The organism is Pseudomonas sp. GD04158 (assembly GCF_029834875.1).
Classification (GTDB): Bacteria; Pseudomonadota; Gammaproteobacteria; order Pseudomonadales; family Pseudomonadaceae; genus Aquipseudomonas; species Aquipseudomonas hydrolytica.
This window is the reverse complement of the sequence record NZ_JAODYT010000002.1, coordinates 46,481-60,233: the sequence shown is the minus strand read 5'-3', so window position 1 is coordinate 60,233 and position 13,753 is coordinate 46,481. Positions and strand designations below refer to the sequence as shown.

General features: G+C 66.0%; 16 protein-coding genes. 4 read left to right on the top strand and 12 right to left on the bottom strand.

Going from position 1 to position 13,753, the window contains the following annotated elements:
* Positions 1-121: 121 nt before the first annotated feature.
* The 6 genes from N7333_RS01400 to N7333_RS01375 form a co-directional block, all read right to left on the bottom strand.
* Positions 122-1,183, bottom strand: a complete 1,062-nt coding sequence (locus N7333_RS01400; protein WP_003244281.1) for an FUSC family protein — start codon at positions 1,181-1,183, stop codon at positions 122-124.
* Between the two features lie 12 nt (positions 1,184-1,195).
* Positions 1,196-2,527, bottom strand: coding sequence for a deoxyguanosinetriphosphate triphosphohydrolase (locus tag N7333_RS01395; protein WP_273263356.1), 1,332 nt, complete (start codon positions 2,525-2,527; stop codon positions 1,196-1,198).
* Between the two features lie 73 nt (positions 2,528-2,600).
* Positions 2,601-3,764, bottom strand: coding sequence for an EAL domain-containing protein (locus N7333_RS01390; protein ID WP_036987147.1), 1,164 nt, complete (start codon positions 3,762-3,764; stop codon positions 2,601-2,603).
* Positions 3,765-3,862: 98 nt separating this feature from the next.
* Entirely contained in the window at positions 3,863-4,162 is a 300-nt protein-coding gene (locus N7333_RS01385; RefSeq protein WP_003244292.1) for a hypothetical protein, read from the bottom strand.
* Positions 4,159-4,518 (bottom strand): phage holin family protein, encoded by a 360-nt coding sequence (locus tag N7333_RS01380; protein WP_012019153.1) that lies wholly within the window; start codon positions 4,516-4,518, stop codon positions 4,159-4,161. Before N7333_RS01380 ends, N7333_RS01385 begins: the two co-directional genes overlap by 4 nt.
* 8 nt (positions 4,519-4,526) lie before the next feature.
* Complete coding sequence (locus N7333_RS01375; protein ID WP_003244295.1) at positions 4,527-4,844, bottom strand: DUF883 family protein; 318 nt, start codon at positions 4,842-4,844, stop codon at positions 4,527-4,529.
* 372 nt (positions 4,845-5,216) lie between these two features.
* On the opposite strand from N7333_RS01375, the gene N7333_RS01370 reads away from it, so the two are divergent.
* Positions 5,217-6,425 carry an ammonium transporter gene (locus N7333_RS01370; protein WP_279858176.1) on the top strand — a complete coding sequence of 403 codons (1,209 nt, stop codon included), beginning with the start codon at positions 5,217-5,219 and terminating at the stop codon, positions 6,423-6,425.
* Between the two features lie 121 nt (positions 6,426-6,546).
* On the opposite strand, the gene N7333_RS01365 is transcribed toward N7333_RS01370, so the two are convergent.
* The 3 genes from N7333_RS01365 to purM are packed head-to-tail and all read right to left on the bottom strand — an operon-like array spanning position 6,547 to position 8,974.
* Complete coding sequence (locus N7333_RS01365; RefSeq protein WP_003244299.1) at positions 6,547-7,263, bottom strand: DUF3108 domain-containing protein; 717 nt, start codon at positions 7,261-7,263, stop codon at positions 6,547-6,549.
* Positions 7,264-7,271: 8 nt separating this feature from the next.
* Positions 7,272-7,916, bottom strand: coding sequence for a phosphoribosylglycinamide formyltransferase (purN, locus tag N7333_RS01360; protein ID WP_003244301.1), 645 nt, complete (start codon positions 7,914-7,916; stop codon positions 7,272-7,274).
* Positions 7,916-8,974 carry a phosphoribosylformylglycinamidine cyclo-ligase gene (purM, locus tag N7333_RS01355; protein WP_096826947.1) on the bottom strand — a complete coding sequence of 353 codons (1,059 nt, stop codon included), beginning with the start codon at positions 8,972-8,974 and terminating at the stop codon, positions 7,916-7,918. Before purM ends, purN begins: the two co-directional genes overlap by 1 nt.
* A 257-nt stretch (positions 8,975-9,231) precedes the next feature.
* Here purM and N7333_RS01350 point away from each other — a divergent pair, with 257 nt between their 5' ends.
* From N7333_RS01350 to hda, 3 genes are all read left to right on the top strand, one after another.
* Positions 9,232-10,272 (top strand): DUF2066 domain-containing protein, encoded by a 1,041-nt coding sequence (locus N7333_RS01350; RefSeq protein WP_273263346.1) that lies wholly within the window; start codon positions 9,232-9,234, stop codon positions 10,270-10,272.
* A gap of 81 nt (positions 10,273-10,353) precedes the next feature.
* A complete protein-coding gene (locus tag N7333_RS01345; RefSeq protein ID WP_003244306.1) occupies positions 10,354-11,436 on the top strand; it encodes an AI-2E family transporter in 1,083 nt (360 codons plus the stop codon).
* Positions 11,433-12,137 carry a DnaA regulatory inactivator Hda gene (gene hda, locus N7333_RS01340; RefSeq protein ID WP_003244308.1) on the top strand — a complete coding sequence of 235 codons (705 nt, stop codon included), beginning with the start codon at positions 11,433-11,435 and terminating at the stop codon, positions 12,135-12,137. Before N7333_RS01345 ends, hda begins: the two co-directional genes overlap by 4 nt.
* A gap of 141 nt (positions 12,138-12,278) precedes the next feature.
* Here the strand turns inward: hda and N7333_RS01335 are convergent, their stop codons facing one another.
* Genes N7333_RS01335 through arsC form a run of 3 tightly spaced genes read right to left on the bottom strand, consistent with a single transcriptional unit; the run spans position 12,279 to position 13,635 of the window.
* The gene (locus tag N7333_RS01335) at positions 12,279-12,686 is read right to left on the bottom strand and encodes a DUF2069 domain-containing protein (RefSeq protein WP_003244310.1); all 408 of its coding nucleotides are present in this window, start codon (positions 12,684-12,686) and stop codon (positions 12,279-12,281) included.
* Between the two features lie 2 nt (positions 12,687-12,688).
* Positions 12,689-13,285 (bottom strand): NAD(P)H:quinone oxidoreductase, encoded by a 597-nt coding sequence (gene wrbA / locus N7333_RS01330; protein WP_096826946.1) that lies wholly within the window; start codon positions 13,283-13,285, stop codon positions 12,689-12,691.
* Complete coding sequence (gene arsC / locus N7333_RS01325) at positions 13,282-13,635, bottom strand: arsenate reductase (glutaredoxin) (protein ID WP_041772929.1); 354 nt, start codon at positions 13,633-13,635, stop codon at positions 13,282-13,284. Before arsC ends, wrbA begins: the two co-directional genes overlap by 4 nt.
* Positions 13,636-13,753 lie beyond the last annotated feature (118 nt).

The window sequence follows — 13,753 nt, the reverse complement described above, 5'->3', positions numbered from 1 at the left end:
CTTGGGTAGCGCTGCTGGCACAGCAAGCATAGTGAAGAGTCAATGGGCATGCAGAGGGGGCGGTTAGTGCGCTGCGTCGCAATAATTCGCTTGTCCGGCAGCGCGGGGCGCGAGGCAGAGCCTAGGACGACTGCTGCTTTTGCTGCAGTCGCTGCGGCTTGCTCAGATGCAGCTTCAGGCCGTGTACCAGCAAGGCCACGGTCAGGGTCAGGGCGACGCCGATCAGCGCGTTGAGCAGGCGCACCTCGGCCAGATGCCAGTCCTGCGCCAGGCTCTCGGCCAGCAGCACGAAGCACAGGCTGGTCTGCAGCACGAACAGGCCGTAGTGATTGGCCTGCAAGGCGCGGCTGAGGACGACCAGCATCAGCAGGGTCATGACCATCAGCGGCGGGCTCTGCAGGCTGTGACCGAAGAGGATCAGCAAGCCGGCCGCGGCGAGGCTGGCGAGGCTGGCCTGAAGGGCCCGCACCAGGCTGCCCTGGAATTCCAGCTGCAGTGTGGTGATCACCGTCAGGGTCAGCCAGTAGCCGCGCGACAGCCCGGCCAGATTGACGATCAGCCCGGATGCGGCGAAGGCCAGCATGCAGGCCAGCGCATGCAGGCGCCATTGCTGGCGCGGCAGGCGCTGCGCGTGGCGCTTGAGCACCTTGAGGATGGCGAGAAAGCGCGGCATGTAGGGCCACATGCGCAGGCCGTGCAGCCCGCGCAGGCCGAAGGCCAGGAGCATGACCCAGAGCCCGCCGAGGATGAACAGCATGGCCACCGCATAGGGGTTGTGCAGGTTGCCGATACCGAACTGCCCCTGGCCGAGACACAGGCAGATGCACAGGCCGATGCCCAGCTTGCCGGCCTCGCTGCCGAAACGCTGCAGCCAGGCCAGCAACAGGCCGAAGGCGGCGAAGATGCCGAGACTGATCAGCGGGTGGCTGGCCGCCCAGAACCCCAGGCCGGCGCTGCAGGCGCCAAGACCGGTGAGCAGCAACATGCGCAGCATGCCGAAGCGGTGCAGCGGATTGGCCTGCGCGGCCTGGAAGGCGCCGGCCGACGCCCAGAGAAAACCGCTGTGGGCGGTGAACAGGCCGAGCACCAGCGGCAAGGCACAACCCAGCCCGGCGACGATGGCCGGGCCCCAGGCCGGTGGGCCGGCATGCCAGGTGAAACTGCTGCGGATCAGGTTCTTCATGCGCTCTTGTCGTCAGACGGGGCTCGAGCGGCCCGTCATTTCCCTCGCCATTTCCGTAGCGTAGCTGTCGGTCATGCCGGCGATGAAGTCGATCACCCGCATGAACGAGCGATACAGCGGCCAGCCCGGTTCCGGGGCGTAGTAGCTGAGCAGATCGAGAATGCGCCGGTGCTTGAACGATAGCGTGCGACCGCTGTGCTGCTCCAGTGCGGCGCCGCAGAAGGCGTTGAGGAGGATTTCCAGCGTGGTGTAGGCGCCGATTTCATGCAGCGTCTTGCGCTTGTCGTGAAAGATCTTCTCCCGCGCCAGCGACTTCGCGCTCTGCACGCAGCGCTTGGCGGCGCCGTGCATGTGTTCGACCAGATCGCCCTGCAGCTGGCCGGCGAGCAGGTCGCGCTGCTGCTCGACAAAAGCACTGGCTGCGGCATTGGTCAGGTGCTCGATGGCCTTGCCGCGCAGGATCGCCAGCTTGCGCCGACGCGAGTCTTTGGGGCCGAGCTGGCGATAGGTTTCCGGCAGATCGTCGCCGACCAGGTCCAGCAGCAGGGCCTCGACCTCGGTGTAGTCGAGCAGCTCCATCTCCACGCCGTCTTCCAGATCGATCAGGCCGTAGCAGATGTCGTCCGCCGCCTCCATCAGATAGACCAGCGGGTGGCGCCCCCAGCGCTGAGCCTCCAGCTGCGGCAGCTCGAGCTTGGCGGCGATCTGCTCGAGCAGCTGCAACTCGCTCTGATAGCAGCCGAACTTGTGTTTCTTGTAGCCCTGGGCGTCGGCATGGCGGGCCGTCCAGGGGTACTTGAGGTAGGTGCCGAGGGTCGCGTAGGTCAGCCGGGTGCCGCCGTCGAACTGGTGGTACTCCAGCTGGGTGAGCACGCGAAAACCCTGGGCGTTGCCTTCGAAATTGAGAAAGTCGGCGCGTTCGGCATCGCTCATCGCATCCAGCCAGCCACGTCCGGCGGCCTGCTGGAACCAGTGGCGAATGGCGTCTTCGCCGGAATGGCCGAACGGCGGGTTGCCGATATCGTGGGCCAGGCAGGCGGACTGCACGACCATGCCCAGGTCGCTCGGGGCGCACCAGTCGGGCAGCTCGTCACGCAGCATCTCGCCGACGCGCATGGCCAGGGAACGGCCGACGCAGCTGACCTCCAGCGAGTGGGTCAGACGGGTGTGGATATGGTCGTTGCTGGTGACCGGGTGCACCTGGGTCTTGCGACCCAGGCGGCGGAACGCACCGGAGAAGATGATGCGGTCATGATCCTTGTGGAAAGGGCTGCGTCCGAGCTCTGCCGAGCTGGGAGCGGGTTTGCCTAGACGTTCACGGGTGAGCAGGGTGTGCCAATCCAAGGCTGATCCTCGCCAGTTGATCCAGCCTCCTAGCTTGGGTGTTCGGAACGCTGCCTGCAAGCCCGAGGCGCATCTACAGACCCGCCGCGTCGATATCCACCAGCAGCAGGCGGCGGCCGTTGTCGATGAACTGGCCGGCGGTCAGGCAGTACTGGTTGCTGGTGGCGTCGCGGTAGGTGGTGGAGAGGGTCAGGCGCCGCTCTTCCCAGCCTTCGGCCAGCAGTTGATAGAAGTAGGGGCGCCATGACCAGTTGTGCCCTAGGTAGCGGTCATCGGCGTGCCAGGTCTGCTGGCGCCACTCCAGGTTCGGCGTCAGTTGGGTGCCATGGCGATCGCATTGGTAGATGCGCAGTAGCCAGGGATAGTTGTCCGGCGCCAGCAGGCTAGCTGCCGAGGCGCCGCTTTCGGCCCACTGCCGGAGTTCGCCCATCAGTTCGGCCAACTGCTGGCGCAGGCTCACCAGGCGGGCGCGTTCGGCGAGCTTCTGTTGCACGTAGCTGTCGCGCAGACGCGCGAAACGTCCGACGAAGGCGTCGCTGGCGAAGAATTCCTCCTCGGCTCTGGCGAACAGAAAGCCCTGCACGTAGCGGGCGCCGCACTCCAGGGCAAAGTTCAGCTCGGCTTCGGTTTCCACGCCTTCGGCGATGATCCAGCAGCCGGTCTTCTCTGCCATCTGGGCCAGTGCCTTGACCACCTCGCCGCTGGGGCCGCCGCGGGCTGCTTCCTGGAACAGGCGCATGTCCAGCTTGAGAATGTCCGGCTGCAGCGCCAGCACGCGGTCGAGCTGCGAGTAGCCGGCGCCGAAGTCATCGATGGCGATGCGCGCGCCGGCCTCGCGGTAGCGCGAGACGACGCTGGGCAGGCGCTGGCTGGCGCCGCCCAGTTCGGTGATCTCGAAGACGATGCGTGCCGGGTCGATGCCGCTGCGTTGCAGCTGGATCAGGCTGGGCAAGGGCTGGGTCGGGCGCAGGCGGCTGATCCAGCGTGGCGAGATGTTCAGGCTGAGAAACCAGTCCTTGGGTGCCTGGTGAAAACGGCGCAAGGCGTCCTCGCGCACCTGGCGGTCGAGGCGGCGCAAGGCGGCCGGGGGCGTTTTCGGGTCGGCGAACAAGGGCCCGGCGGAGTGCACCAGGCCATCGCTATCGCGCAGTCGAGCCAGCGCCTCGACGCCAGCTATGCGGCCGGTGGCCGTGTCGATGAAGGGTTGGAAGACGGCGAAAGGCAATCCGTCGAGCACCTGAGGTCCTTAGCGGCGAGCGATTGGCCGCATGGAGGCGGCAGACTGAGCAACCTAGCAAGATTGCGGCCAGCCCAGGCGTCGACGGTGCCATTTTGCTATCGCATGGGAGGACGTCGCCTGAGCAGGGGAATCAGTATTAATGCCAGGCGCAGCCAGCGGCGCCAGCCCTGCTTGCGAACGAGCAGGGCGGTCAGGGTCGCCGCTCCGCCAGCGAGCCAGAATGGTGCAGTGCCCTGGCGCAGGCGCTGGCCGTACTCGCGGACCTGGCGGAGTGGACTGGTGAGCTGCAGTACTTCGTGGCGCACCTCCTGGCGACGCATTTCCAGACGCATGCGCAGAACGGCCTTGCGCAGTTGTCGGGGTGAGGCGCCAGGGGGCAGGGTTGGAGTGGTCATGGCAGCAGTTGCTCGCGGTCACGTTGCAGTTCTTCGAGGGTCGCACTGAAAGGCGGTTCGGCATTGCGCAGGCTCCGCAGCAGCCAGGTGCCGCAGGTCAGCAGACCGAGCCCATGGAACAGGCACAGGCCTATGGCGACCGCCAGGCGATGGCTGTCCCAGTAGAGAACCAGCAGCAGAACCGAGAGCCCGAACAGCAGGAGCAGCGCAAAGCTGAAGCACATGCCGCCCAGCAGGAGGGCGCGCAGCGCCTGGTTGCGCTGGTCTTCCAGTTCATGGGCGAGCAGCGCCACATGGCCTTGCAGCAGGCCGAGCAGCGCTGCGCCCAGACGACGAGGTGATGGGCTGTTGGACATGGGGACGGTCAACGGCGGCTGATCAGCAGGCCGAGCACCAGGCCGATGGCGGCCGACAGACCAAGTGCCTGCCACGGATGCTTGTGCACGTATTCCTCGGTGGCATCGACGGCGATCTTGCCCTGCTCGCGCAGGCTGGCCTCGGCGTTGTGCAGGGTTTCGCGGGCCCGGCCCAGGCTGCTGCGAATGTCGTCACGCAGCGCTTCAGCCTGTTCGCCTGCGAGGCTGGCGGAATGATGCAGGAGCTTCTCCGTGTCGCTGACCAGGGCCTGGAATTCATCCAGCAGGGCGTCCTTGGTGCTCTGAGTAGCGGCTTTGTTTTGCATGGTGAGCAGTCCTCTGCGTTGGGGTATGTAAAGTTTACGAGTGCGCTGCGGCGCGAGGGTTCCGCAAGAATAGTCGGGTAGTGACCGGGGTGGCGCTTGGTATAGCGCTTGCATTTTGCTGGTGCGCGAGAGTCGCGAGGTGCCCCGCGATGGGGCTCTTTCGGCTCGGCTCAGGATGGTCGATATCGCGCGTAACCAATTGATTAACAAGAATTAAGCATCATTCTGCCGATCGGCTGTGGCGCCATGTTGGGGCCTCCTGTCGGCACTTATGAAGGGCGCGCAGCGGGCGCTGGCTGCATTGTGGTGCGCGCTTTGAGCTTTCTGCCTCTGTTTGGTGCTTTTTCTCCAACCCCGGAGTTTTCATCCTCGATGGAAAACATCAACAGTGCCGTGGCCACTCTGATCCACGGTTCCAATACCCTGTTCATCCTGCTGGGTGCGATCATGGTGCTGGCCATGCACGCCGGCTTCGCCTTTCTCGAGGTGGGCACGGTGCGGCAGAAGAATCAGGTCAACGCCTTGTCGAAGATTCTCTCTGACTTCGCCATCTCGGCCCTGGCCTACTTCTTCATCGGTTACTGGATCGCCTACGGCATCAACTTCCTCGAGCCGGCGGCGGTGCTGACCGAGAATCACGGTTATGGTCTGGTCAAGTTCTTCTTTCTGCTGACCTTCGCCGCAGCCATCCCTGCGATCATCTCCGGGGGCATCGCCGAGCGCGCCAAGTTCGGCCCGCAGTTGTGCGCCACGGCGCTCATCGTGGCGTTCGTCTATCCCTTCTTCGAAGGCATGATCTGGAACGGCAACCACGGCCTGCAGGCCTGGCTGGAGGCGCGTTTCGGCGCCGGCTTCCATGATTTCGCCGGTTCGGTGGTGGTGCATGCCGTGGGCGGCTGGCTGGCCTTCGGCGCGGTGATACTGCTGGGGCGGCGCAACGGCCGTTATCGCGACGGCAAGCTGGTGGCCATGGCGCCGTCGAACATTCCGTTTCTCGCGCTGGGTTCGTGGATCCTGATCATCGGCTGGTTCGGCTTCAACGTCATGAGCGCGCAGACGCTCGAGGGCGTGAGCGGTCTGGTGGCGGTGAACTCCCTGATGGCCATGGTCGGCGGCACGGTCGCGGCCCTGCTGGTTGGGCGCAATGACCCGGGCTTCCTGCACAACGGCCCGCTGGCCGGTCTGGTGGCGATCTGCGCCGGCTCTGATCTGATGCATCCGATTGGCGCCCTGGTTACCGGGGCCATCGCCGGTGCGCTGTTCGTCTGGGCCTTCACCGCGACCCAGGTGAAATGGAAGATCGACGACGTGCTGGGCGTCTGGCCGCTGCACGGTCTGTGTGGCGTCTGGGGCGGCATCGCCTGCGGCATCTTCGGCCTGGAGGCCTTCGGCGGCCTGGGTGGGGTGAGCCTGGCCAGTCAGGTGATCGGCACTGCGCTGGGTGTGGTGGTGGCGCTGGTCGGTGGCTTCCTGGTGTATGGCGTGGTCAAGGCGCTGCTGGGCATCCGCCTGAGCCAGGAAGAAGAGTTCAACGGTGCCGACCTGTCGGTACACCGGATCGGCGCCGTCAACGCGGACTGATCTGCGGCGTAGGGTGCGCCATGCGTACCTGACGGCTGCACAGCGTCCCGCGCTCGATCAGGGGCGCATAAAAAAGCCGCGATCCCGAAGGGTATCGCGGCTTTTCTTCGCTTGCGCTGCGTCAGTCGCGGCGGCCCTCGACCGGCTTGCCTTCGACCGTGCCCTCCTTGAGCATGATCTGGTATTCCTTGCCGTCCTTCTCCACCTGGTGCAGGCGCACCAGCAGGTGGCCCCAATCCTTGGCGAACCAGAGCACGGTCTTGCGCGCGCTCTGGGTGGGATCGCGCACGCGTTCCACCTTGATCGCGTCGATCAGGCCGGCCTTGGTGCGCACCACTTCTTCGCCAAGCACGCGGAAGTCGTAGGTTTCGATCTCGTCACCGTCCACCACCTGGTAGCTCACGCTTTTCTTGCCGGCAGCCACATCCTGCTGCAGGGCGAGCTGGTAGGTGGACTTGTCCAGCAGGCCGCGGTTGAGCGGGAAGCGCACCGCATCGCCACGGTCGTTGCCGATTACCTGCTTCTGCTCCCAGTCGAAGTCCTGCTCGACCTTCTTGCCCTTGCCCAGGCCGCTGCGGTTCAGCCGATAGGTCAGGGGCAGCAGGGCGCCGTTGTCGACGCGAAAGGTACTTTCTTCGCTGAGGCTGGCCACCAGCATCGAGGCCTGGAAGCTGAGGGTCCAGCGACCGTCGTCGGTGCGCTTGAGGCTGCGCTCGGCGCTACCGCTGACCGGCAGTTGCTTCCAGTCCGCGGTATAGCTGGCGGAGAATGGATGCAGTTCGCTGGCAAGGGCGGGCAGGCTGAACAGGGTCAGGGCGAACAGCAGGGCACGACGCATAGAGTCTCCTAGGTTCGAATCAGGTGGCCGCTGGCAGGCAGCGGCTCGCCATCCAGCATTGCGCCTTGGGCGCCAAGACGCAAGCGGCCTTCGGCAAACCAGCGTACGGCCAGCGGGTAGATCTGGTGCTCCTGCTGATGCACGCGGCGCGCCAGGCTGTCGGCCGTATCGTCCGGAGCCACTGGCAGCACAGCCTGTACGACCAGAGGGCCACCATCGAGTTCCTCGGTGACGAAGTGCACGCTGCAGCCATGCTCGGCGTCGCCGGCGTCCAGCGCTCGCTGGTGGGTATGCAGCCCTTTGTATCGGGGCAGCAGCGAGGGATGGATGTTGAGCAGGCGGCCGCTGTAGTGCTGGACGAAGCCCGGGGTGAGGATGCGCATGAAACCGGCCAGCACCACCAGGTCCGGCTGGTGGGCGTCGATGGCTTGCATCATGGCGGCGTCGAAGGCCTCGCGACCGTCGAACTGCTTGTGATCCAGCACTTCGGTGGCGATGCCGGCGTTCTGCGCGCGCACCAGGCCGTAGGCGTCGGCGCGGTTGGAGATCACCGCGGCGATGCGTGCCGGATTGTCGCCTTGGGCGACGCTGTCGATCAGCGCCTGCAGGTTACTGCCTGAACCGGAGATCAGGACGACGACATTGCAGGGCATCAGTGGGTTTTCAGGTTGTTCAGCTGAACCTGGGCGGCGCCTTCTGCCGCTTCGGCGATCTGGCCGATGACCCAGGGCGACTCGCCGCTGGCGCGCAGGCTGGCCAGCGCTGCTTCGACCTGATCCTGGGCGACGCAGATGACCATGCCGACGCCGCAGTTGAGCACGCGATGCATCTCATGCTCGTCGACGTTACCTTTCTCCTGCAGCCAGTCGAACACCGCCGGACGATTCCAGCTGGCCACGTCGATCACCGCCTGGGCGCCTTGCGGCAGTACGCGCGGGATGTTGTCCAGCAGACCGCCGCCAGTGATGTGGGCCATGGCCTTGACCGCGCCAGTGTCCTTGATCAGCTTGAGCAGGGGCTTGACGTAGATGCGCGTCGGCGCCATCAGCAGATCGGCCAGGGCCTTGCCGCCGAGCTGCACCTGTTCGATGTCGGCGCCGGAGACTTCGATGATCTTGCGGATCAGCGAATAGCCGTTGGAGTGCGGACCGGAGGAGGGCAGGGCGATCAGCGCGTCGCCGGTGGCGACTTTGGAGCCGTCGATAATCTCGCTCTTCTCCACCACGCCGACGCAGAAGCCGGCCAGGTCGTAGTCTTCGCCTTCGTACATGCCCGGCATCTCGGCGGTTTCGCCACCGACCAGGGAGCAGCCAGCCAGCTCGCAGCCGGCGCCGATGCCGGTGACCACGGTGGCGGCCACGTCGACGTTGAGCTTGCCGGTGGCGTAGTAGTCGAGGAAGAACAGCGGCTCGGCGCCGCAGACCACCAGGTCGTTGACGCACATGGCGACCAGATCCTGGCCGATGCTGTCGTGCTTGTTCAGGTTCAGCGCCAAGCGCAGCTTGGTGCCGACGCCGTCGGTGCCGGACACCAGCACCGGCTGCTTGTAGCCGGCCGGGATCTCGCAGAGGGCGCCGAAGCCGCCCAGGCCACCCATGACCTCAGGACGGGCAGTGCGCTTGGCCACGCCTTTGATGCGTTCGACCAGGGCCTCACCGGCATCGATGTCGACGCCTGCGTCCTTGTAGCTGATGGAGGGTTGCTTGCTCATAGATCCGGGCCTTTGAAAGGAGTTCGTGTAGGCGCCGACGTGGCGCAGGCCCAACAGGGGAGCCCGGCGCGCGTACCGGCTGGCGAAGGCGCGCGATTTTATCAGGCTTGCCCGGTAGCGGCCACTCGCGTGCATGCGCTTCGTCGCGGGCAGCGGCTCAGGTTGCCGGGGCAGGAGTGGCTGTTTAAGGTATACGCCTTTGCGCACGCCGATAGCTGCCTGTCAGGTGTGCCTCCATACCTTTGCGAGAGCCCGCCATGCGCCTGTGTGTCCGCCTGATGTTCTTCTGTCTGTCGCTTCTGAGCCTGCCGGCTCTGGCTGCGCCGGTTGCCGGCCTGTATCAGGTGCGCGAGGCGGTGGCCGATCAACAGCCGGAGAGCCGCGACGCCGCCATGCAGAAGGCCCTGCAGACGCTGGTGCAACGCCTCACCGGGGATGCCAAGGCCGCCCAGAGCAGTGCGCTGGAGAGCCTGCGCAAGGACCCGCAGCAGATCGTCAGCCAGTACGGCTATGAGGATGACGTGCTGGTGGTGGAGTTCGACCCGGCCAGCACCGATCGCCAACTGCGTCAGGCTGGCCTGGCGCTGTGGGGAGCCAACCGTCCGGCGATCCTGGCCTGGTGGCTCACCGAGTCGCCCGAAGGCGCGCAATTGGTGGGCGAGAGCCAAAGCGCTGCCGCTGTCCTGCGTAGCGCAGCCCAGCACCGCGGCCTGCCGTTGCGCCTGCCGCTGGCAGATCTCAGCGAGCAACTGCTGGGCACCGCGGACGTGCTGCTGGCCAACGATCCGCAGGCGCTGCGTGAGGCCTCCGAGCGTTATGCCGCCGATGCGCTGCTGGCGGTACAGGCCAGCGAGTCGGGCGGCAGCTGGCAGGCGACCTGGCGCCTGTGGCTGGGCGAAGAGCGTGAGCAGGGCAAGGCCGAGGCGGCCGACCAGGCCGCGCTGGCCGATGCCGTGATGCTGGCGGTGAACGAGCGCCTGGCGCCGCGTTTTCTGGTCAAGCCGGGGGCGGCGCAGAGCCTGACCCTGGTGATCGAAGGGGCTGACCTGAGCCGTTTCGCCGCGCTGGAGCGCCTGCTCGAACCCTTTGCCGCACGCTTGCAGGAAATCGATGGCCAGCGTCTGACCTATCAGGTCAATGCCAGCCCGGAGCAACTGCGGGCGCAACTGGCCCTGGGACAGTTGCAGGAAGTCGATGAGCCGCTGGATGCCGGCGAGTCGCTGGAGAATGCCGATGAGGCCGGTGCACCAGCGCCGCAGGTGAAGCCGCGCACCAATCAGCTGCGCTTCCGCTGGTAAACTGCGCCCCGGGGCGGGCCTTGCCGCCCCAGTCCGTTTCGCGGCGCCGGTAGGGCGCCGTGGCTCATCGAGGATCCGAGCATGACCGATTCCAACCGCTGGCTATGGATGGCTGGACTGTTTCTGCTCGGCTGGCTGCTGTATCTGCTGCACCCGATTCTTTCTCCCTTTCTGATCGGCATTCTGCTGGCCTACCTGGGCGATCCGCTGGTCGATCGCCTCGAGCGGCATCGCCTGTCGCGCACCGGCGGGGTGGTGCTGGTGTTCACCCTGTTCGCCCTGGTGCTGCTGATCATGTTGCTGGTGCTGGTGCCCATGCTGGGTCGGCAACTGGTGCGCTTGTATCAGCTGGCGCCGGAAATGCTCGACTGGCTGCAGGGTACGGCCTTGCCCTGGTCGCAATCGCATCTGGGGCTGCAGAACGATCTGCTGCAGGTCGATCAGCTCAAGCAGGTGTTCTCCGACAACATCGGCAAGACCACCGACGTGCTCAGGGCGGTGCTGGCCCAGGCGACCTCCTCGGGTCTGGCGCTGCTGGCCTGGCTGGGCAACCTGCTGCTGATTCCGGTGGTCAGCTTCTACCTGATGCGCGACTGGGATGTGCTGGTCGAGCGCGTGCGCCGGCTGTTGCCGCGTCAGCGGGAGGCGCTGGTGGTCAAGCTGGCTGGCGAGTGCCACGAGGTGCTTGGTGCCTTCCTGCGCGGGCAACTGCTGGTGATGCTGGCGCTGAGCATCATCTACTCCGCGGGGTTGATGCTGGTCGGGCTCGAACTGGGCCTGCTGATCGGTGTGCTGGCAGGCCTGGCCAGCATCGTGCCCTATATGGGCTTTATCGTCGGCATCGGTGCGGCGCTGACCGCCGCGCTGTTCCAGTTCGGCCTCGATCCCTATCCGCTGCTGGGCATCGGCGTGGTGTTCATGATCGGCCAGATGCTCGAAGGCATGCTGCTGACCCCGCTGCTGGTGGGCGATCGCATTGGTCTGCACCCGGTCGCGGTGATCTTCGCCATCCTGGCCGGCGGGCAGCTGTTTGGCTTCACCGGGGTGCTGCTGGCCTTGCCGGTGGCGGCGGTGATCATGGTTTTGCTGCGTCATGCCCATGATTTATATAAACTTTCCGGCCTTTACGGAGAGACCAGCGGTTCCGACGAGCCCCTTGCATGAAACCTATCCAGCTGCCTCTGGGGGTGCGTCTGCGCGATGACGCCACCTTCGCCAACTACTACCCCGGCGCCAATGCCGCGGCCCTGGGCTATGTCGAGCGGCTGTGCGAGGCCGATGCCGGCTGGACGGAGAGCCTCATCTATCTATGGGGCGCCGAGGGGGTGGGGCGCAGCCATCTGCTGCAGGCCGCCTGCCTGCGCTTCGAGCAGCGCGGCGATGCGGTGGTCTACCTGCCGCTGACCGAGGTGGTGCAGCACGGCCCCGAGCTGCTCGACAATCTCGAGCTGTGCGAACTGGTCTGCCTGGACGATCTGGATGCGGTGGCCGGGCGCAGCGACTGGGAAGAGGGGCTGTTCCATCTGTTCAACCGCCTGCGCGACAGCGGCCGGCGTCTGCTGCTGGCCGGCACCATGTCGCCGCGCGAGTTGCCGATTCAACTGCCCGATCTGAAGTCGCGACTGACCCTGGCGCTGGTCTTCCAGCTGCACGAGCTGTCCGACGAGGACAAGCTGCGCGCCTTGCAGCTGCGCGCCTCGCGTCGTGGCCTGCAGATGAGCGATGAGGTCGGGCGCTTCATCCTCACCCGTGGCGAGCGCAGCATGAGTGCGCTGTTCGAGCTGCTGGAGCGTCTCGATCAGGCCTCGCTGCAGGCCCAGCGCAAGCTGACCATTCCCTTTCTCAAGGAAACGCTGGGCTGGTAGGCGCAGCCGCAAACCAATAGGCGCCGGTTGGCGCATCGCGCTGCCCGATTCAGAGTCCGAGCGGCCCTTGGTGCACGCGGCGCACCCTACGAGGGAAGCCTGTAGGGTGCGCCGTGCGCACCAACAAGAAAGCCGTGTTGCTTACTCTCCCGCCAACTTGCGGTCGTACTGGAAGCGCCAGCGCGTATACAGCAGCGCCGTGCAGAACAGGTTGAAGCTGATCAGCGCTTCCAGCACGCCGAACAGCGCGCGGGCCGGGTCGATGGCGGCGAGCACGCCCTGGATGAAGTAGATGTTGACCACGAAGCAGCACCAGGCGTGGGCGCGGGCGTTGCCCATCAGCATGCCGGGGGCGAGCAGGGCCAGGGGCAGCAACTGAATGGCCAGGACCACGCCGATGCGCGCTCCGTGCAGGTCGGCGAACGCCAGGTTCCACACCAGCAGCAAGGCCGTCAGCGCGACGAAGCTGAGCAGGCTGAGGGCTCGGCTCAGCTTCAGGCGGGGTTCCAGCCAATCCAGGCTGGGCAAGGGTTTCTTCGCTCGGGCCACGGTCAGCGCTCCAGCTTGCCGGCGAGTTGTGCCAGGCGCTGGCCGAGGGCGCGGCACAGGGCCGTCTCGTGTTCGTCCAGGGCGCGTTTGCCGTCGCCGCCCGCATGATGGCTGGGGCCGTAGGGCGTGCCGCCGCCGCGGGTTTCGAGCAGAGCCGACTCGCTGTAGGGCAGGCCGCAGACCAGCATGCCGTGGTGCAGCAACGGCAGCATCATCGACAGCAGCGTGCTCTCCTGGCCGCCGTGCAGGCTGGCGGTGGAGGTGAACACGCCGGCGGGCTTGCCCACCAGTTCGCCGGTGAGCCACAGGTTGCTGGTGCCGTCGAGGAAGTACTTGAGCGGCGCCGCCATGTTGCCGAAGCGGGTCGGGCTGCCCAGGGCCAGGCCCGAGCAGTTCTTCAGGTCGTCCAGTGTCGCGTAGACGGCGCCTTCGTCGGGAACGCTGGGCGCCACCGCCTCGCATTCGCTGGAGACTGCCGGCACGGTGCGCAAGCGGGCTTCCAGGCCGGCCATCTCGACGCCGCGGGCAATCTGGCGGGCCATCTGTGCGGTGGCGCCGTGGCGGCTGTAGTAGAGCACCAGGATATAGGGCGCGCTCATGCCAGCAGCTCCAGAACCTTCTCCGGTGGGCGACCGATCACGGCCTTGTCGCCTGCCACCAGAATCGGTCTCTCGATCAGCCTGGGGTGTTCGACCATCGCGGCGATCAGTTGCGCTTCGCTGAGGCTGGCATCGGCGAGGTTCAACGCCTTGTATTCATCCTCGCCACTGCGCAGCAGGTCGCGGGCGCCGATGCCCAGTTTGCCGAGCAGGCTCTTGAGTTCGCTGGCACTGGGCGGCGTCTCCAGATAGCGCACGACGGTGGGCTGCAGGCCGCGGGCTTCGAGCAGCTCCAGCGCACCGCGGGATTTCGAACAGCGCGGGTTGTGATAGAGGGTCAGGTCGGTCATGGTGGGTCGCATCCGGCTTGAGATGGCGGCTATTCTAACCGCCTGCCGCGTGGATGCACGAAAACCGCCGGGGCACTTTGCTGCGACCTTTTCGCGCGGCGGTGGTCAGTTGAGGTTA